Source organism: Pseudomonas sp. HS6 (genome assembly GCF_023375815.1).
Classification (GTDB): domain Bacteria; phylum Pseudomonadota; class Gammaproteobacteria; order Pseudomonadales; family Pseudomonadaceae; genus Aquipseudomonas.
On sequence record NZ_CP067412.1, the window covers coordinates 4,378,595 to 4,400,582 of the forward strand.

At 61.4% G+C, this 21,988-nt stretch carries 16 protein-coding genes; 9 read left to right on the top strand and 7 right to left on the bottom strand.

The features are described from left to right. Positions 1–95 precede the first annotated feature (95 nt). Together JJN09_RS19810 and JJN09_RS19815 are read left to right on the top strand one after the other, a co-directional pair. Positions 96–3,053: an autotransporter domain-containing protein gene (locus JJN09_RS19810; RefSeq protein WP_249483182.1), complete on the top strand. Its 2,958-nt coding sequence runs from the start codon at positions 96–98 to the stop codon at positions 3,051–3,053. A 561-nt stretch (positions 3,054–3,614) separates the two neighbouring features. Continuing rightward, positions 3,615–4,721 carry an autotransporter domain-containing protein gene (locus tag JJN09_RS19815; protein ID WP_368388966.1) on the top strand — a complete coding sequence of 369 codons (1,107 nt, stop codon included), beginning with the start codon at positions 3,615–3,617 and terminating at the stop codon, positions 4,719–4,721. Between the two features lie 103 nt (positions 4,722–4,824). Here JJN09_RS19815 and oadA read toward each other — a convergent pair whose 3' ends face one another. Further along, positions 4,825–6,633, bottom strand: coding sequence for a sodium-extruding oxaloacetate decarboxylase subunit alpha (gene oadA / locus JJN09_RS19820; RefSeq protein WP_249483183.1), 1,809 nt, complete (start codon positions 6,631–6,633; stop codon positions 4,825–4,827). Positions 6,634–6,644: 11 nt separating this feature from the next. Further along, entirely contained in the window at positions 6,645–8,060 is a 1,416-nt protein-coding gene (locus JJN09_RS19825) for an acetyl-CoA carboxylase biotin carboxylase subunit (protein ID WP_249483185.1), read from the bottom strand. Between the two features lie 191 nt (positions 8,061–8,251). Between JJN09_RS19825 and JJN09_RS19830 the strand changes: the two genes are divergently transcribed. Next, positions 8,252–9,214, top strand: a complete 963-nt coding sequence (locus JJN09_RS19830) for a LysR family transcriptional regulator (protein ID WP_096817118.1) — start codon at positions 8,252–8,254, stop codon at positions 9,212–9,214. Here the strand turns inward: JJN09_RS19830 and JJN09_RS19835 are convergent. The 3 genes from JJN09_RS19835 to JJN09_RS19845 form a co-directional block, all read right to left on the bottom strand. Further along, entirely contained in the window at positions 9,156–9,362 is a 207-nt protein-coding gene (locus JJN09_RS19835) for a PA3496 family putative envelope integrity protein (RefSeq protein WP_096817116.1), read from the bottom strand. The genes JJN09_RS19830 and JJN09_RS19835 overlap by 59 nt on opposite strands. Before the next feature lie 108 nt (positions 9,363–9,470). Then, the gene (gene hexR, locus JJN09_RS19840) at positions 9,471–10,337 is read right to left on the bottom strand and encodes a transcriptional regulator HexR (RefSeq protein ID WP_007954250.1); all 867 of its coding nucleotides are present in this window, start codon (positions 10,335–10,337) and stop codon (positions 9,471–9,473) included. Positions 10,338–10,487: 150 nt separating this feature from the next. After that, positions 10,488–13,361: a GGDEF domain-containing phosphodiesterase gene (locus tag JJN09_RS19845; protein ID WP_249483186.1), complete on the bottom strand. Its 2,874-nt coding sequence runs from the start codon at positions 13,359–13,361 to the stop codon at positions 10,488–10,490. Between the two features lie 259 nt (positions 13,362–13,620). Between JJN09_RS19845 and uvrD the strand changes: the two genes are divergently transcribed. The 4 genes from uvrD (at position 13,621) to JJN09_RS19865 (ending at position 17,916) form a co-directional block, all read left to right on the top strand. Next, complete coding sequence (uvrD, locus tag JJN09_RS19850; protein ID WP_249483187.1) at positions 13,621–15,804, top strand: DNA helicase II; 2,184 nt, start codon at positions 13,621–13,623, stop codon at positions 15,802–15,804. 75 nt (positions 15,805–15,879) lie between these two features. Continuing rightward, complete coding sequence (locus tag JJN09_RS19855; protein ID WP_249483189.1) at positions 15,880–16,320, top strand: EamA family transporter; 441 nt, start codon at positions 15,880–15,882, stop codon at positions 16,318–16,320. Between the two features lie 174 nt (positions 16,321–16,494). Then, positions 16,495–17,370, top strand: coding sequence for a Tim44 domain-containing protein (locus JJN09_RS19860; RefSeq protein WP_249483190.1), 876 nt, complete (start codon positions 16,495–16,497; stop codon positions 17,368–17,370). Positions 17,371–17,508: 138 nt separating this feature from the next. Continuing rightward, on the top strand, positions 17,509–17,916 hold the full coding sequence (locus JJN09_RS19865) for an SMI1/KNR4 family protein (protein ID WP_007995855.1): 408 nt from the start codon (positions 17,509–17,511) through the stop codon (positions 17,914–17,916). 21 nt (positions 17,917–17,937) lie between these two features. On the opposite strand, the gene JJN09_RS19870 is transcribed toward JJN09_RS19865, so the two are convergent. Then, a complete protein-coding gene (locus tag JJN09_RS19870) occupies positions 17,938–19,701 on the bottom strand; it encodes a cation:proton antiporter (RefSeq protein WP_249483192.1) in 1,764 nt (587 codons plus the stop codon). Between the two features lie 283 nt (positions 19,702–19,984). Between JJN09_RS19870 and JJN09_RS19875 the strand changes: the two genes are divergently transcribed. Next, positions 19,985–20,467, top strand: a complete 483-nt coding sequence (locus tag JJN09_RS19875) for an acyl-CoA thioesterase (protein WP_003229693.1) — start codon at positions 19,985–19,987, stop codon at positions 20,465–20,467. A 117-nt stretch (positions 20,468–20,584) separates the two neighbouring features. Here the strand turns inward: JJN09_RS19875 and pdxY are convergent, their stop codons facing one another. Then, positions 20,585–21,457, bottom strand: a complete 873-nt coding sequence (gene pdxY / locus JJN09_RS19880; RefSeq protein ID WP_249483193.1) for a pyridoxal kinase PdxY — start codon at positions 21,455–21,457, stop codon at positions 20,585–20,587. A 116-nt stretch (positions 21,458–21,573) separates the two neighbouring features. On the opposite strand from pdxY, the gene JJN09_RS19885 reads away from it, so the two are divergent. Continuing rightward, a complete protein-coding gene (locus tag JJN09_RS19885; RefSeq protein ID WP_249483195.1) occupies positions 21,574–21,987 on the top strand; it encodes a DUF3301 domain-containing protein in 414 nt (137 codons plus the stop codon). The last annotated feature ends 1 nt before the right edge of the window (position 21,988 follow it).

Here is a 21,988-nt window from a genome sequence, read left to right on the forward strand (position 1 = left end):
ATCTGCATAAGAATGCCCATAGGCCGTACATCATTCTGTAAAAACCCTCCGCTATACAGAACGCCCCCGCTTATAACAAAAAGGACGTTCTCACCATGTCGTTCCCGCCTCAGCGCCTGTCGCTTGCCACCGCCCTGTTGATCGCCACGGGCGCCGCCCACGGCAAGACCGTGCAGATCGACACCGCCACTACCGCATCGCAGACATTGGGCGGCAACGACACGTTGACGATCTCGGCGCCGGGCAGCATTACCAACAGCGGCAAGGCCGTGAGCCTCAAGGACAGCACCAGCGGTGTCGGCGTGATCATCGATAACGCCGGCAAGATCATCTCCAGCGGTGGCCGGGCCATCGACAGCAGTGGCGACCTGACCCAGGCGCGCAACTACGCAATCTACAATCGCAGCGGCGGGCAGATTCTCGGCTCCAACGACGCGATTCGTATCGACAGTAACTTTGTCAGTGGCAGCCTGTTGATCGACAACAGCGGCACCATTCGCTCGACCACCGGACAAGCGCTGGATCTGGACGCGCTGCGCAGCAACGGAGTGAAAACCACCATCATCAACCGCGCGGGCGGGCTGATTCGTGGCGACGCCAGCGACGGCATGAAGACCGGCGCCAACGCGACCATCAGCAACTATGGCGAGATCTCCACCGGTGACTCGCACAACGCCGACCAGAAGTTCGACGGCATCGATATCGACACCGCAACTGGCGTCAGGGTGACCAACTACGGCGTGATTTCCGGCGGGCGTCATGGCATCACCACCGACCTCGGGGCAACGCTGGTCAACTACGGGCAGATCACCGGGCGCAATGGCTCCGGTTTCGGTTCCGACGGCGACGGCACAGTGATCAACCACGGCACCATCACCGGTGCGTACTCCGGGTTGCAAGCCAACGGCGACGGTGACGGCGTGGACATCGACAAGATCGCCCACATCGAAAACTACGGCACCATTCAGGGTGTCGGCGCCGGCGGCGTGGACAAGGGCGGTTTCGCCAACGGCAGTGAAGGCATCGCACTGGGCGGCGGGTACATCCTCAACGCCAAAGGAGCACTGATCAGCGGCGCCAACAGCGCCATTCTGGTGGACGACGGCAGCGGTGGTTCAGGGCTGGCGGCCACCACACTGGAAAACTACGGCACCGTCCAAGGCCTCGACGGCTTCGGCGTGAAATTCGTCGGTGAGTTCGCCGACAACGTGATCAACGGCGGCACGATCAGCGGCAGCAACGGCCTGGCGCTGGACCTGGGCGGCGGCAACGACAGCCTGACCCTGCGCAACGGCAGCCGCTTTGTCGGCGCGGTCGATGGCGGCAGCGGTTACGACCGGGTAGTGATGGACGACGTGGCAGGCGGCAGCTTCGGTGCCAGCCGCAATTTCGAATGGCTGGAAGTCAAACAAGGCGCCTGGACCCTCACCGGCAGCGGCGACTTCAGCGACGGCGGTGCAGTACGCAGCGGCGCCACGCTGATCAACCAGGGCGGTATCGCCGGCAACCTGACCGTGGACGCCGGTGGTGTGTATGCCGGCGGTGGTTCGGTCGGCAACCTCAACGTGAATGGCACGTTGCGCACCGACACCCGCCTCGGCACCGCGACCGTCGTGCACGACTTGAACATGGGCAGCGCATCCACCCTCGCCTACGGCGTCAACGCCGATGGCAGCAGCGCGCCGGTTCAGGTCGGCGGCACGGCCAACCTCAACGGCGCGACACTGGCGGTCAATCCCGGCAGCGGCACCTATCCGTGGCAGAGCCATTACACGGTGTTGCAGGCTGCGCGGGTCATCGGCACGTTCGGCACGGTCACCAGCGACTACGCGTTCCTCACGCCAACCCTCGCCTACACGCCGACTCAGGTCGACCTGACCTACACCCGCAACGATGTGGCGTTCAATGAATTCGCCGCCACCGGCAACGGCAGCAACGCTGCCAACAGCCTGGCCTCGATGGGCAAGAACAACGCGCTGTACAACGCCTTGCTCAACACCACTCAAACCAGTGCAGGCGCGGCCATCGAGCAACTGGCCGGCGCCAGCAACGCCAACCTGACCAGTGCCACCCTCGGCGCCAGCAGCCAGGTCGGCAGCAGCATGCTCTCGGCGATGCAGCAAATGGGCGGCAGTCCCGGCTTGATGGTCGGCCTCGATCATCTCGACACTCCGATCCTCGCCGCCAACGGCGTACCGTCCGAAGCGCGAAACCTCAATGATCCCAACGCTCAAGGCCGGCTCTGGCTGCAAGCCATCGGCGGCTACGGCAAGCTCGATGGCGAACACGGTAACGGCAGCCTGGAACAGCGCACCAAGGGCAGCGTGCTCGGTGCCGATTGGGCGCTGAATCCGCAGTGGCGCCTGGGTGTGCTCGGCGGCTATTCGAAGACCGACCTGGACGCCACCGGTGTCGACGGCCATGTCGAGAGCTGGCACGCCGGTGTGTATGCGCTACATCAAAACGGCCCGCTGGCCCTACGCCTCGGCGCGGCGTACAGCGGTCATCAGGGCGAAAGCAAGCGCACCATCGCGTTCAACGGTTTCAGCGACCGCCCCAAAGGCGATTACGACGCCGACAGTCAGCAAGCGTTCGCCGAACTCGGCTACGCCATGGGCAGCGGCCGGCTCAGCGCCGAACCGTTCGCCAGCCTCGGCTACCAACGCTATCACCGCGACCGCTATCAGGAAAAGGGTGGCGCGGCGGCCTTGCAGGTCGACAGCCAGACCCAGGACAACTTCAGCAGTATCTTCGGCGTACGCCTGGCGCACCTCAGCTCGCTGGACAATGGCATGAGCCTGACTCCACGGATGGCGGCAGGCTGGAAGCACACCTACGGCGATGTCAGCAGCTCGACCCGTCAGGCGTTTGTGGTCGGCGGCACCGCGTTCAGCGTCGATGGCAGCTCACTGGATCGTGACAGCCTCGTACTCGAAGCGGGGCTGGATCTGGGTATTTCGGCGCGGCATACGCTGGGGCTGGGATACAGCGGCGAGATTGGCAGCAACAGCCGCAATCACGGGTTGGTCGGGCAGTGGCAGATGAGTTTCTGAGATTTCGCCAATCGATACTTCAGCGGGTGCTGTAGGCAAAGGCGTCTGGTCGATCGGGTAAACAAGGGCGGGCTCATCACTCGCCACTGATCGGGCTACAAAAGCAGACGTCATCACCTGCACACGGTTCGGAATTGCCCGGCATCGGGGCACCCGCCTCGACTTTTACAGTTTGGCCTCATTTCACATGAGGCGGACTGAATGCCCATTCAATGCAAATACAAGCTCCAACACCTTGTTCTGGCGGTTGCGCTGGCAATCGGTTGCGCAGAATTTTCGCTGGCGGAGCAGTCGGAGCCCGACGCGCCCGTCATGGACGAAGTGAAACCCAAGCCTGCGCGCAAGAAAAAAGAAAAACCTGTTCCGCTGAATCTCGCTGAAGAAACGGCGCGTGAGGAAAGGGCCGTCCCGACACCAGAAACAAGCCCCGTCAGCACCGAGGCCCCGGCGGTTCCAGTTCACACAGCTGAGGACATTCCTTCCAAGAGGCTCGCCACGACAGAAAGCGGCAGCGCGCTCGAAGACAGCATCGAAAAACCAGCGCCCTCACCGGAACCGGTTGTGGCCGAAACGCCAGTAGCTCAACAAACCCAAGTGGTTGACCAGCCGCCGTCAACGGATGCCCCTCCATCCGCCGGCAACGCAGCCATCGAAGCCCTGCTCGCTGCCGACGAAACCACGGCCGCCCTCGCCTACTATCAACTGTCTGGCGGCAGCAACGCCAACCTCGCCAATGCAACCCTGAGCAGCGTCACGCCGGTCAGCGCCAGCCTGCTGTCGGCCATGCACCAACTCGATAATGCCCACGACTCACCGGGAAATTCACCTAGCCATGCGGCCGGCAACGCCGACACCGGCAGGGTCTGGCTGCAAGCCCTCGGGCACAGCGGCAAACTGGATCGCGAATTTGAACCGATGCAACACTCAACCAAAGGATTGCTGTTGGGTACGGACTGGCGCGCTACCGAAGAATGGCACCTGGGGGTGATGGGCGGCACCTCCGACACTCGCATCGACAGCAAAGAGCTGGACGGTAATCTCGACAGTTGGCACCTGGGCGCCTATGCCTTGCGCCAGACGGGTCCGCTGTCACTTCGGCTCGGCGCGACCTGGAGCAACCATGAAGGCAATACCCGCCGCGACGTCGCGTTCGGCCGCTTCCAGGATCGACTCAAGGGCAACTACCAGGCCATCACCCAGCAAGCGTTCATCGAGTCGGGATACAACCTAGGTCGGGCCAACATCAGCATCGAGCCGTTTGCCGGCCTCGGCTACCAACGCTACCAGCGAGACGGCTACACCGAGAAAGGCGGAGCTGCGGCGCTCCAGGTTGATGATCAATCCCAAGGCAACCTCAATACCACCCTGGGTCTGCGCGTGGCGAAAGTCAGCACGCTGGATAACGGCATGCGCCTCACTCCACGATTCAGTGCGGGGTGGAAACACGTCTACGGCGAAACCTACACCAGCACCCGCCAGCGCCTGGTCACCGAAGCCGATGACTTCACCGTTTACGGCGCCGAACTGGATCGCAACAGTCTGAAGCTCGACACCGGGCTGGATCTGGCGATCTCGAACAGCCACACATTGGGTGTCGGTCTGACCGGAGAGATCGGCACCGACAGCCGCAACCATGGCGTATCGGGCCAGTGGCGAATGGCGTTCTGAGCCCCGGTCGGGCGCTGTCGCTCACTGCGGCAGCGTCTGCAAGACAAAAAAAGGGGAGCACATGCCCCCCCGAGGTTTAAAGCGTTGTATCGAGGCCGTTATCTCAGCCTTCGATCTCGATCAGGATTTCGCCCGGGTTCACCCGGTCGCCCTTGGCAACGTGAATGGCGGTGACCTTGCCGGCAATGGCGGACTGGACTTCGGTTTCCATCTTCATCGCTTCGGTGATCAGCACGGCCTGGCCAGCCTTGACGGTGTCGCCTTCCTTGACCAGCACATCGACGATGTTGCCCGGCATGGTGGTGCTGACGTGGCCCGGTGCCGAGGCCTGCTTGCGCTTGCTGCTGCCGCCGCCGACGAATTCGTTGAGCGGCTCGAACACCACTTCTTCCGGCATGCCGTCGATGGACAGGTAGAAGTGACGCTTGCCTTCAGCCTTCACGCCGACACCGGTGATGTCCACGCGATAGGTTTCGCCGTGAACGTCGATGACGAACTCGGTCGGTACACCTTCGCCGCCGGCCGAAGCCACCTTTCCCGCTTCCGGGATCGGCAGCAGCACTTCCGGGGTGAGGGTGCCGGCGGCACGTTCTTCGAGGAACTTGCGGCCGATGTCCGGGAACATGGCGAACGTCAGCACGTCCTCTTCGGACTTGGCCAGTGCGCCGATATCGGCACGCAGTTTGGTCATTTCCGGCTTGAGCAGGTCGGCCGGACGAACGTCTATCACTTCCTCGCTACCGATGGCCTGACGACGGAGCTTCTCGTTCACCGTGCCCGGTGCCTTGCCGTAGCCGCCTTGCAGGTAGAGCTTCACCTCGTTGGTGATGGTCTTGTAGCGCTCGCCGGCCAGCACGTTGAAGAACGCCTGGGTGCCGACGATCTGCGAAGTCGGGGTCACCAACGGCGGGAAGCCGAGGTCTTCACGCACGCGCGGGATTTCCGCCAGCACTTCGCCCATGCGGTTGAGAGCGCCCTGCTCTTTCAACTGGTTGGCCAGGTTGGAAATCATCCCGCCCGGAACCTGGTTGACTTGAACACGGGTATCGACGGCGGTGAACTCGCTTTCGAACTGGTGGTATTTCTTGCGCACGGCGTAGAAGTACAGGCCGATCTCTTGCAGCAGCTCCAGATTCAGGCCAGTGTCGAACTCGGTGCCTTTGAGTGCAGCGACCATGGATTCGGTGCCAGGGTGACTGGTACCGGAAGCGAAGCTGGAGATCGCGGTGTCGATGTGGTCGGCACCGTTTTCAATGGCCTTGAGCTGACACATGGTTGCCAGGCCAGCGGTGTCATGGGAATGGATGAACACCGGCAGCGACTGTTCGGCTTTCAGTGCACGTACCAGTTCACCGGTCGCGTATGGGGTCAGCAGACCGGCCATGTCCTTGATCGCCACCGAGTCGCAACCCATGGCTTCCATTTGCTTGGCCTGGGCGACGAACGCGTCGATGGTGTGCACCGGGCTGGTGGTGTAGGCAATGGTGCCCTGTGCGTGTTTGCCGGCAGCCTTCACCGCTTCGATGGCCACGCGCAGGTTACGCACGTCGTTCATCGCGTCGAAGATGCGGAACACGTCGATGCCGTTGACCGCTGCCTTGGCGACGAACGCCTTGACCACGTCATCGCTGTAGTGGCGGTAGCCCAGCAGGTTCTGGCCGCGCAGGAGCATTTGCAGACGGGTGTTGGGTAGCGCAGCGCGCAGTTGGCGCAAGCGCTCCCACGGGTCTTCTTTCAGGAAGCGCACGCAGGCGTCGAAGGTCGCGCCGCCCCAGCACTCCAGCGACCAGTAGCCGACTTTGTCCAGTTTGTCGCAGATCGGCAGCATGTCTTCGGTGCGCATGCGGGTGGCGAGCAGCGATTGGTGGGCGTCGCGCAGGATGGTGTCGGTTACGAAAATCTTTTTAGTCATTGTTCTATTCCTCACAGGCCTGCGTGGGCGGCGATGGCGGCGGCGATGGCCAGGGCCAGCTCTTCGGGTTTGCGCTTGATCGAGTAGTTGGTCAGCTCAGGATGGCTTTCGACGAAGCTGGTATTGAACTGGCCGCTACGGAATTCCGGGTTGCGCAGGATTTCCTGGTAGTACGCGGCAGTGGTCTTGACCCCTTGCAGACGCATGTCGTCGAGGGCTCGCAGGCCACGGTCCATGGCCTCTTCCCAGGTCAGTGCCCACACAACCAGTTTCAGGCACATCGAGTCGTAGAACGGCGGAATGGTGTAGCCGGTGTAGATCGCCGTGTCAGTGCGTACACCCGGGCCGCCGGGGGCGTAGTAGCGTGTGATCTTGCCGAAGCTCGGCAGGAAGTTGTTCTTCGGGTCTTCGGCGTTGATCCGGAATTGCAGGGCAAAACCGCGATGCTGGATGTCTTCCTGCTTCACCGACAGCGGCAGGCCGGAAGCGATGCGGATCTGTTCCCGAACGATGTCGATCCCGGTGATTTCTTCGGTGATGGTGTGTTCCACCTGCACCCGGGTGTTCATCTCCATGAAGTACACCTCGCCCTCGGCGAGCAGGAACTCCACGGTGCCGGCGTTCTCGTAACCCACGGCCTTGGCGGCACGCACCGACAGGTCACCGATGTAGGCGCGCTGTTCCGGGGTCAGTTGCGGGCTCGGGGCGATTTCGATCAGCTTCTGGTTGCGACGCTGGATCGAGCAGTCACGCTCGAACAGGTGCACTACGTTGCCGAAGCTGTCGCCGAGGATCTGCGCTTCGATGTGCTTCGGATTGACGATGCATTTTTCCAGGAACACTTCTGCCGAGCCGAAGGCCTTGGTGGCTTCGGAAATGACCCGGGGGAAGTTCTGTTCGAGTTCTTCACGGCTGTTGCAGCGACGGATACCGCGACCGCCGCCACCGGAGGTAGCCTTGAGCATCACCGGATAGCCGATACGGTCGCCTTCGGCCAACGCTTCGGCGATGTCGGCCACGTTGCCTTCGGTGCCCGGCGTGACCGGTACGCCAGCCTTGATCATGCTGCGGCGCGCTTCGGTCTTGTCGCCCATGCGGCGGATGACTTCCGCCGACGGGCCAATGAATTTGATACCGCGTTCGGCGCAGATATCTGCCAGCTCGGCGTTTTCCGAGAGGAAACCGTAGCCGGGGTGCAGTGCATCGCAGCCGGTTTCCACGGCCAGATTCACCAGCTTGCGCGGGTTCAGGTAACCGGCCAGCGGCTCGGCACCAATGCTGTGGGCCTCGTCCGCACGCTTCACATGCAAGGCATGCCGGTCGGCGTCGGAAAAAATCGCAACCGAGCGAATGCCCATCTCGGCGCAGGCACGCACGATTCGTACGGCAATCTCACCACGGTTGGCGATCAGGATCTTTGTTATCACTTGGAGGTTCCCTTGAGCCGGTGGTACCCACGACCTGCTAGACCCAGGTCGACGCGTGACCAAATGTTTCAATCTGGTCGCGGCTTCACACTAGCGCCCACAAGGGATTAACAAAAATGAATAAAAATTTGGTTAGCCATAAGTAAAGACTTATAGTCATTGCTTCAGCCAGCGGCCAGAGCTTGTAGAAAATGCGTAAGTCCTTGATGCGTATGACATTGCGTCAATTGCAGATCTTCAACGAAGTGTGTGATTTACGCTCCTACAGCCGCGCAGCCGAGGAAATGTCTCTCACACAACCGGCCGTCAGCCTACAGATTCGTCAGCTCGAAGAGCTGATCGGGCAGCCGCTGTTCGATTACGTCGGCAAAAAACTCTACATGACCGAGGCCGCCGAAGCACTCCAGCGCGCCAGCCGCGACATCTTCGGCCGCTTGGAAAACCTCGACATGCAGCTGTCGGACATGCAGGGCTCGCTGCAGGGTCAGTTGAAACTGGCGGTGGAATCCAGCGCCAAATACTTCGTGCCGCACCTGTTTGCAGCGTTCAAGCGCCAGCATCCGGAAGTGAACCTGCAACTGACGGTGGTCAACCGCGGCCAGGTGATCCGCCGGCTCTCCGACAACCGCGACGACCTGGTGATCATGTCGATGGTGCCGCAGGACATGGGCCTGGAATTTCTCCCCTTCCTCAACAACCCTATTGTGGCGGCCGCCCGACCGGACCATCCCTTGGCACACATGGGTCCGCTGCGTTTGCAGGATCTGGAGCCCTACACACTGCTGATTCGTGAACCTGGCTCGGGAACACGACTGGCTTGCGAAGAGTATTTCAAAGAGAAGCGCGTGCACTTCACCCAGACCCAGGAAGTGGCGTCGGCTGAAGCTCAGCGTGAATGCGTATTGGCGGGTCTGGGCCTGGCGCTGCTGACGCGCCATGCCCTGAACCTGGAGCTGGCGACCGGCGGCCTGGTGGAGTTGCCGGTCGAAGAGTTACCGCTGTTGCGCAGTTGGTGCCTGGTGCAAGCCAAGGCCAAACGGCTGTCGCCGGTGGCCCACGCCTTCCTGGCGTTTATCCGCAGCGAACGGGTGCAGATCAGCGCGCTGGTTGAGCGCTTCGACGGGAAGCTGAAGGCGCTGCCTGCCAGTGATTGATGTCCTCGGGGAAATCGCCGATTTCGGCCTGAAGCTGGCGGAGTTCGAAGCGATCTTCGATAGCGCGGCGAAATTCCATGCGGCGCTGGTCTTCCTGCTGACGACGGGTTTTCGCGGCGCTGTTGCGTTCTTCGTAAGGCTGAGCCATTTCGAGTCTCCCAAGGCGATTACGGGAGTTTCACGATAGGCGCGAGTGATGACGGTTTGGCTGCGTCGGGGTTACAGGCAGATGAAGATTGCCGTCACCCCATCACTATCAGTCATCCAGCGCTTTCACCGATTTTGGTGACAAGCGCAAGCTGCGCAGGCTGCGCTTGACGCTCTTGAGGTGGTTGACCAGGCTCGGCCCGCGCGCCATGGCCACGCCCATTGCCAGCACGTCGATCACCACCAGGTGAGCGATACGCGAGGTCAGCGGCGTGTAGATTTCGGTGTCTTCGTGAACATCGATCGCCAGGTTGACGGTCGACAGCTCGGCCAGCGGTGTCTGGCTCGGGCACAAGGTGATCAGCGATGCACCGCTCTCGCGCACGAGGTTGGCGGTAATCAGCAGGTCTTTGGAACGGCCGGACTGGGAAATGCAGATCGCCACGTCGGTCGGCTTCAGCGTCACCGCCGACATCGCCTGCATGTGCGGGTCGGAATACGCCGCAGCAGTCAGCAGCAGACGGAAAAACTTGTGCTGCGCATCTGCCGCCACTGCGCCCGACGCACCAAAACCATAGAATTCGACGCGCTGGGCCTGGGACATCAGCGTCACCGCTCGCTGCAATTCCAGAGGATCGAGCTTCTCGCGAACCTCCATCAGCGTATGCAGGGTGGTGTCGAAAATCTTCAGGCTGTAGTCGGCGACGGAATCGTCTTCATGGATCGCGAACTGACCAAAACTGGCGCCGGCCGCGAGGCTTTGCGCGAGTTTGAGTTTCAGATCCTGAAAACCGGAACAACCGATGGCCCGGCAGAAGCGCACGATGGTCGGCTCACTGATGCCGACGCTGTGGGCCAGGTCGGCCATGGAACTGTGCATCACTGCCGCAGGGTCAAGCAGCACGTGGTCGGCGACCTTGAGCTCCGACTTGCGTAGCAGGTGACGTGACTGGGCGATGTGTTGCAGCAGATTCAAGGGGCTGGACTCTTGTTATGGAAAGATGTGCTTTGGCCAGATGCCAAGGATGTAGCAAGCTTGTAGTTATACTACATGAATCCGCATTTTGCCTGCTCAATGCGTAACTGGATCGCCCCGGATCAGGCGACATGCGTTGCATGTAGCCCTTTACCGGGGAGTTTCCTGCTGGAGCAACAACCCGGCCAGACCGGCAGCCTCCACCGGACGGCTGATCAGATACCCCTGCACCTCGTCGCAGCCTTCGGCCTTCAAGAACTCAAGCTGCTCCGGCCGCTCAACGCCCTCGGCCACCACTTTCAGCGACAACCCATGAGCCATTGCAATGATCGCCCGGGTGATCGCCGCATCTTCGCTGCCCTCGCCCAATCCGCGAATAAAGGCCTGATCGATCTTCACGTAGTCCACCGGAATCCGTTTCAGATAGCTCAGCGATGAATACCCGGTGCCGAAGTCGTCGATCGCCAGTTTCACCCCCAGATCCCGCAACTGCTGGAAAGTGGCGATGATGTGTTCGACGCTGTCGAGCAACTGGCTTTCGGTCAGTTCCAGTTCGAGGTAGTGCGGCGCCAGACCGGTTTCTTCCAGCACCTGACGCACCAGACTGACCAGCTTGCCCTGACGCAATTGATGCACCGAGAGGTTCACTGAGACCCGGATCGGCTCCAGCCCCTGACGCTGCCATTCGCAGGCCTGCCAACAGGCCTGACGCAGTACAAACTCGCCGATCGGCCCGATCAGCCCCGTCTCCTCCGCCAGGCCGATGAAATCCCCCGGAGGCACGCGGCCCATGGTCGGGTGATCCCAGCGCACCAGCGCTTCGGCGGCGTTGAGAAGGCCGGTCGCCAGACACAGTTTCGGTTGATAGAAGACGTTGAGCTGCTTTTCCTCAATGGCTTTGCGCAGTTGGTTTTCCAGTTGCAAACGCTCCAGCGTGCTGGCCTGCAGGCTGTCGGTATAGAACTGGAAGTTGTTGCCGCCCAGATGCTTGGCATGCTGCATGGCCATGTTCGACTGGCTGACCAGCGCGGAAATCTCCCGGGCGTTGTCCGGCAGCATGCTGATGCCCATCGAAGCGCTGACCACCAGTTCATGCCCCTCCACCGTCAGCGGCAGACGCAGCTTGGCCGACAGCCGTGTGGCAACCCGCGCCAGACTCGACAGGTTGCCATAGGCATCGAACAGCACCGCGAATTCATCGCCGGACAATCGAGCGATGGTGTCCGCTTCCGGCAAGGCACTGACCAGACGCCGCGACATCCTTTGCAGCAACTGGTCGGCAATTTCATGGCCCAGGCTGTCGTTGAGCAGCTTGAAGCGATCCAGATTGATATGCAGCAGCGCCAGACTCCGGCGCCCGCCCTGCCGCACCCGCTGATGCGCTTCATGCAGCCGCTCGCGGAACAGCGAACGGTTGGCCAGCCCCGTGAGCTCGTCGTAATGGGTCAGGTAGCGCATGCGCTCTTCGGATTCGCGGCGCGCCGACAGATCGGCGAAGAAGCCAACGATATGACTGACATTTCCCCGACTGTCGCGCACCGCATTCAATTGCAGCCATTGCGGGTACAGCTCGCCGTTCTTACGAGTCTCCACTAGTTCGCCCTGCCAACTGCCGTGCTGCTCCAGCGCGTGGCGGATGGCGACGTAATGTCGGCGGGCATCGCGACTGCATGGCAATTCGACGACATTGCGCCCGAGCATGTCGTCGATGTCGTAACCGGTGACCCGGCTGAAGGCCTGATTGATGGCGATCAGCGAATAGTTCGGGTCAAGGATCACGATACCTTCGCTGGCGGCTTCGAACACCGTCGCGGCCAATTGCTGCTGGGCCTCCAGGCTTTTGCTGACGCTGATATCGCGCCGGGTGCCGACCATGCGGATCACCCGCCCGCTGTCGTCGCGCTCCACCGCGCGCCCGCGGTCTTCGATCCAGACCCAGTGGCCGTCGCCATGGCGCACGCGGTACTCGATCTGATAATCCTCGGTGCGCCCCTTCAGGTGCTCTATCAACGCCCGTTTGAGCGGCGGCACATCTTCCGGGTGCAAACGGGGCCGCAAATGCCTGAGCAGCCCGGTGACGTATTCCGGGTCAAGGCCGAACAATTCCTGAATCTGCGTGTGGTGAACTTCATCGGTCTGCAGGTTCCAGTCCCACAGCCCCAGCTCACTGGCTTTCAACGCCAGCGCCAAGCGCGCTTCGCTTTTGCTCAGGGCCTGATTGGCGGCGTCCAGTTCACGGCTGCGCTGGGCCACCCGGTCCTCCAGTTCGACCTGGGCTTCACGCAATTTGCCTTCGGCACAACGGCGGTGCTCGATTTCTTTCGCCAACTCCTGATTGAGCTGTTCACTGCGAGATTGCGCCTGTTGCAGGTGTTCGATCAGGTGCTGATTCTGGAAGCGGCGAAGCAAGCCGCGATCGATCAATCGATTGACCTGCCACGCCACCACGGTCAGGGAGCCGAGCAGAATCAATCCGAGCCAGCCCCAACCTCGCGCCTGCTCGTCACCGCCCCAAAAAAGATAGCCGATGGCCGGCAGCAGGCACGGCAAGGTAAAGGAAAGAAAGGCCGGGATGCTCACGGCGTAAGCCACGCTGGCCGACAGGGTCGCGGCACCGATCAGGCCGAACACCCAGGCCTGCTGCATGAAGTTGTCTGCCGGAACCAACGCGATACCGGCGCCGGCCAGGGTCAGGCCGGTCATGGTCGAACCGAGCAGGAACATCCGGCCCCAGATCGGCTGGGCCTGGCGATCGGGGATCGCCGAGTCGAAAGCCGCGACCTGAATCACCCGCAGCGCCACCAGCGACAGCAGCCACACCATCCAGACGCTGACCACGAAGTAGCGCTGCGGACTCCAGAGCAGACCGGCGCAGACCAGACCATTGATCAACATGAACAGGGTGGGCAACAGCGAACCCTGATAAAGAAGGCGCGTGCGCTCGACCGCCATCTGGGTGGCGTAATGCTTGCGGATTACCCGAGGCTCCACAGAGGGGCCCGACAGGTCGAAGCTGAGGGTCATAGGCAACGTTCTTGTTCTTATAAGTGTGAGCATGCGCCCGGAAACGTGGACGGAGCATACACAAGCCCAACCACTTGCCAAACTGCTCCAGATCATAATTTCGCCGAAACTTTTCTGCCTCCCGACACCCGCGAAAGCCCCGAAGCGAGGCGGGCCAACGCCTGTAGCCGGTGACCGACCGGTCGTCATTGGCAGCACTTTCATCGGCTAATGCAAAGCTCGGTTTGCCCGGGCCTGCGGCGCACCCTAGAATGCCCCGATGCGCGATGATCTCTCCCTTCTGCTGAACTCCCTCAACGATGCCCAACGCCAGGCCGTAGCGGCTCCCGTTGGTCGTCAATTGGTCCTGGCCGGTGCCGGCTCCGGCAAAACCCGAGTGCTGGTGCACCGTATCGCCTGGTTGATCCAGATCGAAAACGCCTCGCCCCACTCGATCCTGTCCGTGACCTTCACCAATAAGGCTGCTGCCGAGATGCGTCACCGCATCGAGCAATTGCTGGGGATCAACCCGGCCGGCATGTGGGTCGGCACCTTCCACGGCCTGGCGCACCGCTTGTTGCGGGCGCACTGGCAGGAAGCCGGGCTGAGCCAGACCTTCCAGATTCTCGACAGCGATGACCAGCAACGCCTGGTCAAACGGGTGATCCGCGAGCTGGGGCTGGACGAACAGCGCTGGCCGGCCCGTCAGGCCCAATGGTTCATCAACGGGCAGAAAGACGAAGGTCTGCGCCCGCAACACATTCAGGCCAGCGGTGATCTGTACCTGGCCACCATGCGCGGCATCTATGAAGCCTACGAGGCTGCCTGCCTGCGCGCCGGCGTCATCGACTTCTCCGAATTGCTGCTGCGCGCCCTCGACCTGTGGCGCGACCATCCGGGCCTGCTGGCGCATTACCAAAAGCGTTTCCGCCACATTCTGGTGGACGAGTTCCAGGACACCAACGCCGTGCAGTACGCCTGGTTGCGTCTGCTGGGCAAGGGCGGCGACAGCCTGATGGTGGTTGGCGACGACGACCAGTCGATCTACGGCTGGCGCGGCGCGAAAATCGAGAACATTCATCAGTACTCTTCCGACTTCCCGGATTCGGTGACCATTCGTCTGGAGCAGAACTACCGCTCCACCGCCGGCATCCTGAAAGCCGCCAACGCCCTGATCGCCAACAATACCGGGCGCCTGGGCAAGGAACTGTGGACCGACGGCGGCGACGGCGAAGCGATCAACCTGTACGCCGCGTTCAACGAACACGATGAGGCTCGCTACGTTGTCGAAACCATCGAAAGCGCGCTGAAAACCGGCCTGGCTCGCAGCGATATCGCAATTCTCTACCGCTCCAACGCCCAATCACGCGTTCTGGAAGAAGCCTTGCTGCGCGAACGCATTCCGTACCGTATCTATGGCGGCCAGCGCTTCTTCGAACGGGCGGAAATCAAGAACGCCATGGCCTACCTGCGTTTGCTGGAAGGTCGCGGCAATGATGCAGCGCTGGAACGGGTCATCAACGTCCCTGCCCGCGGCATCGGTGAGAAAACCGTCGAAGCGATTCGCGAGCATGCCCGTCACAGCGATGTGTCGATGTGGGAAGCCATGCGCCAACTGGTAGCCAATAAAGGCCTCACCGGTCGCGCAGCGGGCGCCCTCGGCGCATTTATCGAGCTGATCGAGAACCTCGCCGCCAAGTGCGCCGAGATGCCGTTGCACCTGATGACTCAGACCGTCATCGAGCAATCCGGCCTGATCGCTTACCACGAAGCGGAAAAAGGCGAGAAAGGCCAGGCCCGGGTGGAAAACCTTGAGGAACTGGTCAGCGCCGCGCGCAATTTCGAGAACACCGAAGAAGACGAAGACCTGACGCCACTGGCGGCGTTCCTCGGCCACGCTTCGCTGGAGGCCGGCGACACCCAGGCCGACGAGCACGAAGACAGCATTCAGTTGATGACCCTGCACAGCGCCAAGGGCCTGGAATTCCCTTACGTGTTCCTGGTGGGCATGGAAGAAGGCCTGTTCCCGCACAAGATGAGCCTGGAAGAGCCGGGACGCCTTGAAGAAGAACGGCGCCTGGCCTATGTCGGCATCACCCGGGCGATGCAGAACCTGGTGATGACCTACGCTGAAACCCGACGTTTGTACGGCAGCGAAACCTACAACAAGGTGTCGCGATTCGTACGGGAAGTGCCGAAAGGCCTGATTCAGGAAGTGCGCCTGTCGAACAGCGTCAGCCGACCGTTCGGCGGCAACCAGTCGATGAGCGGCAGCAACCTGTTCAGCGGTGCCGAGATCCCGGAAACCGGCCTCAGCCTCGGCCAGGCCGTGCGGCACTCGATCTTTGGCGACGGCGTGATCCTCAACTTCGAGGGCGCCGGCGCCCAGGCGCGGGTTCAGGTGAACTTCAGCGAAGGCAGCAAGTGGCTGATGCTGGGTTACGCGAAGCTGGAAGCGATCTAAACGCCGCCAGCCTTTGCTCATCGCTCCCACGCTCTGCGTGGGAGCGATAGCACACGAAAACTGGAGGCAACATCCATGGGCTCTGGCTTCTTTTCCTCCTGGACATTCTGGGCCCTGCTCTCGGCCACCTTCGCCGCGCTGACGGCAATCTTCGCCAAGATCGGCATCGAAAACGTCAACTCAGACTTCGCCACCCTCCTGCGCACCATCGTGGTACTCGTCAGTCTGGCCTTGATTTTGTACGCCACGGGCCAATATCAGTCCTTGGGATCGATCTCTGCCAAAAGCTATCTGTTCCTGCTGCTGTCGGGGCTGGGTACCGGGGCTTCGTGGCTGTGCTACTTCCGCGCATTGAAAGTCGGGCCGGCCTCGCTGGTCGCTCCGGTAGACAAGCTCAGCGTGGTGCTGGTGGCGGTGCTCGGTGTGATTCTGCTGGGCGAGAAACTCGACCTGCGCCAATGGGGCGGCATCGGCCTGATTACGGCTGGCGTGGTGATGTTGGCGTTTCGACGCTGATCAATTCCCACTGAACCTACCTCCTTTTCCTACAGACAAAAGTACATGGCCTTATTGCCTCGACCGAGCTGAACATAACCTGTCAGGCAAAAGCCCGAAACACTCTCTCGCTAGCCAGTGACACTTCAGCTGTGCAACATGGCGCGCGTGTCTCCACAAACGGGAATTCCCTTTATGAAACGTTTTCTTAGCATCGCCATGGCGTTGTGCATCGGCCTGACGATGAGCCTCGACGCCAACGCCAAGCGCTTTGGTGGTGGCAAAAGCGCCGGTGCTGCGCCGACGCACCAGACCAGCCAGATGGCTCCTTCTTCTCCAGGCATGGGCGGCGCTGCTGCGACCGCTGGTGCTGCCGGTGCCGCGGGCGCTGCTGCCAAGGCTGGCGGCGCTTCCAAATGGCTCGGCCCTCTGGCCGGTATCGCCGCCGGTGGCCTGCTCGCTTCCATGTTCATGGGCGGCGGCTTCCAGGGCATGCAGATCTTCGACATCCTGATCATGGCCGTGATCGCGTTCGTGATCTTCCGCTTCATCGCCGCTCGTCGCCGCAAGCAGCAGGAGCAATTCGCTCCGGCCGGCGCGCCGATGCAGCGTGAAGTGTTCGAGCAGAAGCCTGCCGCCATGGGTTCGATCTTCGGTGGCTCGGCCGCTCCGGCTGCCGCCCGTCCGGTGATCAACGCACCGGCCTGGTTCAACGAACAGCGCTTTATTGAAGCCGCCCGCAGCCACTTCCAGTCGCTGCAGCAGCACTGGGACGCTAACGAAATGGACAAGATCGCCGAGTTCGTGACCCCGCAAATGCTTGAGTTCCTCAAGCGTGAACGTGCGGATCTGGGCGATGCCTTCCAGTCCACCTACATCGACAACCTCCAGGTACAACTGGATGGCGTGGATGATCGTGCGGACAAGACCATCGCGACCCTGACCTTCACCGGCGTGTCGAAAACCTCGCGTTTCGACCAGGGCGAAGTGTTCAGCGAAAGCTGGAACATGGAACGGCCGCAGGGCGACAACCAGCCTTGGCTGGTCGCCGGTATCCGTCAGAACGGCTGATCACCTCCGACGTTTTACCCGCAGCAATAAAAACCCCGGCCTCGGCCGGGGTTTTCTATTTCGCGGTTGCATCTATAGCGAGCTACTGTATAAACCGGCCCATATAAACCGCGCCATTCAAGCAAGAGGATCCCGGACGTGGAAGAAATCATCGAACAACTGCGCGAAGCCAACGAACCCGTACCGGTTCCCCTGGAGTTGCCTGACGAAGACCAACTGGTGGAAGTCGAAGAAGAACTCTTCATCAACATCCCGTTTGTCTTCAAAGAGTTTCTGCTGACCGTCAGTGACGTTGTTTACGGCAGCCTGGAGCCGGTGACCGTCACCGACCCGCAGTCTCACACCTATCTGCCGGATGTGGCGGCCAACGCCTGGGATGCCGGCGTGCCGCGCGACCTGATCCCGATCTGCCAGGACGGCGACAATTACTACTGCGTCGAAGAAGACGGCACCGTGGTGCTGTGGTCCGGCGAAGAAGAGCTGATCACCGAAGAGTCCTGGGAATCGGTCTGGCACTGGGCGCGGGACGTCTGGCTGGAAAGCTGATCCGCCGGCCGCCCCGCCGGATCAATGCCCCGACGACTCCTTGTGGTTGTCGAGGGTTTCCAGCAAGGCTACCTGCATCCGCGTGTGCACCCGGATGAACCAGCGCCAGAGTAGCGCCGCCACGGCGGCCGCGACCACGGCGACCAGTACAAGCAGCTTGTTGGTCGGCAAGATACTGGCCGACAAGGCTGCCAGTAGCAGGAAAATCACCAGCAGCGAGATAATCGGGATCACTTCGGCGATCACCCGGCGCACTCGCTGTGTGTGACGCCCGGCCATCTCCGGCTTCACGCCCATCTCGGCCAGCAGCATCGACAGCGCCTTGAGCTTGCGATAGGCCGCGATCAGGAACGGTAGCGACAGCAGTAATGCCCCGCCCCAGATCAACGCCTTCTGCCAGCTCGGGTCGCTGATCCAATCTTCCAGCCAAGTCGAGAGACGCGTGGCAAAGAACGCGCCGGCAAAGAAGATCGCGATCACCAGTGCCAGATTGACCCCGACCTGCAACAGAATCCGCCGGATCATCGACGCCAGCATCGCGCCCTCGCCTTGGGGCTGGATGCTGCGCAGCCATTCGCCGTACATCCCGAACACCCGCCCGAGACGCTGCGGCATGGCAGCAGACAGCTTGATCGACAGCGGATCGGCAGCGCGGATCAGGTACGGCGTCAGCAACGTGGTGATGACCGAGACCGCCACGGCGACCGGGTAGAGAAAGTTGCTGGTCACCTGCAGCGTCATGCCCAGCGCGGCGATGATGAAGGAGAATTCGCCAATCTGCGAAAGGCCCATCCCGACCCGCAGTGAGGTGCGTCCGTCATTGCCGGCGATAAATGCACCGAGGCCGCAGGACAACATCTTGCCCAGCACCACGGCGACGGTGATCACCGCAATCGGCCACGCGTATTGGAGAAGGATCATCGGATCGAGCATCAGGCCAATGGCGACGAAGAAGATCGCGCTGAACAGGTCGCGAACCGGTTCGATCAGGCGCTCGATCTTCAGCAATTGCCGCGACTCGGCCATGATCGCGCCGATCAGGAACGCGCCAAGCACCATGCTGTACTCAAGTTTGACCACCAACAGGCAGAAGCCGAAGCACAGCCCGAGCACCGTAATCAGCAGCATCTCGTTGCTTTCGAACTTCGCCACATAGGCCAGCAATCGCGGCACCAGCAGAATGCCGATGACCAGGGCGACGATCATGAACAGCGAGAGTTTGCCGACGGTGGAAAACACTTCACCTGAACTGACCGTACCGCTGACGGCGATGCTCGACAGTAAGGCGATGATGCCGATGCCAAGAATGTCTTCGACGATCAACACGCCGAAGATCAACTGGGCGAAGCGCTCGTTCTTCATCTTCAGGTCGTTGAGCGCCTTGACGATGATGGTGGTCGAGGAAATCGCCAGTATCGCGCCGAGGAACAGCGAATCCATGGTGTTCCAGTCGAACCAGCGGCCGATTTCGTAGCCGATCCAGATCATCAGGATGATTTCCAGGAACGCCGCGATAAACGCCGTGGCGCCAACCTTGAACAGCTTGCGCAGGCTGAACTCGAGGCCCAGGCAGAACATCAGGAAAATCACCCCCAGCTCGGCGAGGGTCTTGATGGTTTCTTCGTCGTGGATCAGGCCGAACGGCGGCGTGTGCGGGCCAATGATGAAGCCGGCTACGATGTAGCCGAGCACCACTGGCTGCTTGAAACGGTGGAACAGCACGGTCACCACGCCTGCGACCAGCATGATCACTGCCAGATCCTGAATAAAGCTGATGGCATGCATGGCGTGGGCTCCTTGAATGACGAGGCTCGCGGCAGGCGTCTGAAAACGTCTGGGCGAGCTGAGTAAAAATCCGCTTTAGGTGTAGGAATCGCCCTTGGGGTGGGCTTTTGCAGGGTAACACCGCGACTTCCGGCTGAAAGGCGGTGCAATATATGGAAACAGATCGATCCGGGCGTGACGGCGGCCAGTTGCCCGGCGTCCCGATAACGGTGGTTTTGAAAAGCGACCAGGCACCCGCAGAGGTGCTTCTTCCAGCAACCCTGCCTTGACCCGTGAGAACGTTATGGAACCCGGAAACGCCCAACTGTCGATGACGGTACTGATGACCCCCGACATGGCCAACTTCTCTGGCAATGTCCACGGCGGCACCCTGCTCAAATACCTCGACGAAGTGGCCTACGCCTGCGCGAGTCGCTACGCCGGCCGCTACGTGGTGACCCTGTCGGTGGATCAGGTGATTTTCCGCGAGCCGATCCATGTCGGCGAACTGGTGACCTTCCTGGCGTCGGTCAACTACACCGGCAACACCTCGATGGAAGTCGGCATCAAAGTGGTGACCGAGAACATCCGCGAGCGCTCGGTGCGCCACACCAACAGCTGCTTCTTCACCATGGTTGCGGTGGACGATCAGCGTAAACCGGCCGCCGTGCCACCGCTGCAACCGCAGAACAGCGAAGACAAACGCCGCTACATGCAGGCCCAGCAGCGCCGGCAGATTCGCCAGGAGCTGGAAAAGCGCTATCAGGAAATCAAGGGCGACGCCTGATCAGCCCTTCGATCCAAGGCGCTCTGTAGATAGCTTTCGCGAGCAAGCCCGCTCCCACATTTGGAATGCGCTCCCTCTGTGGGAGCGGGCTTGCTCGCGAATGGGGGCAACGCGGTCTTACAGACTGATCGGCGTGGCCTCGAATTTCACCCGAGGATGCGCAATCCGGTCTTGCGCCCGCACCAGTTGCAACTCATAGCTGGCGCAGGCCTGGGTTTCCAGCAGAACTTCATGCACGGCTGCCGCGGTGAATTCAAACGCCGCCACCAGACTGTCGCCGAGCAGCACCCGCGCCAAAAACAGACCGGACGTCAGATCGCCTACACCGACCGGCTGACGCGGAAACGCCAGCAGCGGGCGCCGCAGGTGCCAACTGCCCTCGACCGTCACCAGCAGCATTTCAAAGCCATCCGCCGGTTTCCCCGGGTAATCCAGATGTTTGACCAGCACCGCTTTCGGCCCTCGCGCCAGCAGCGCCCTTGCCATCGCCAGGCAATCGAACAACGACTGCGGCTTGCGCCCGGAGAAACTGTCCAGCTCCAGCTGGTTCGGGCACATGAAGTCCGCCACCGCTGCGGCTTCGTCGAGCAGGAAGTCACTGACTTCAGCCGGTACGCTGCAACCCTTCTCCGGATGGCCCATCACCGGGTCGCACAGGTACAACGCCTTGGGATTGACCGATTTGATCCGCGCCACGCCACTGAGAATCGCCCGGCCCTGCGCCGCACTGCCGAGATAACCGGACAGTACTGCGTCGCAATTGCCCAACTCACCGATGGCGGCGATGCCTTCAACCAGTTCCGGGATCCGCTGCGGTGCCAGCACTTCCCCGGCCCACTGGCCGTATTGAGTGTGGTTGGAGAACTGCACGGTGTTGAGCGGCCAGACATTGACCCCGACCCGCTGCATCGGAAAAACCGCAGCGCTGTTGCCGGCGTGGCCGAACACCACATGGGACTGGATGGCGAGCAGATGAGGCGTACGTTTCATTCGGGTTTTTCCGTAAAACGATTGAAATTCAAGCCGCGCAGTATGCGACGAAACACAGCCTGTACGACAGACCGGCGACGCAGTTAAGCTGGTGCCAACTTTTGGAGTTTTTGTTGATGTTGACCCTGGAAAACATTTTCGTGCTGATGCTGTTCGCCGTTGCTGGCGCCTGGCTATGGCACAACCACGGCCTGCGTGAACGGGCGCTGGAACGGGTCAAGCAGCATTGCGTCAATGTCGGCGTCGAACTGCTCGACGGCAACGTGGCGCTGAAGAAGATCGGCTTCATCAAGGATGCCAGCGGGCGTCGGCGTCTGGCCCGGGTCTACAACTTCGAATTCACCGTGACCGGCGAAACCCGTCACAACGGCACCATCACCCAGTTCGGCCCCCACAGCGCGCAAATCGAACTGGCGCCTTACCCGGCACCGTTCGACGACACCCCGCCGGTAGTGGAAGTGGTCAAGCCGACGGCGCAGGTCATCGAGCTCAGCCAGTGGCGCCAGGAACACACCAAGTGGAAGCCTTGAA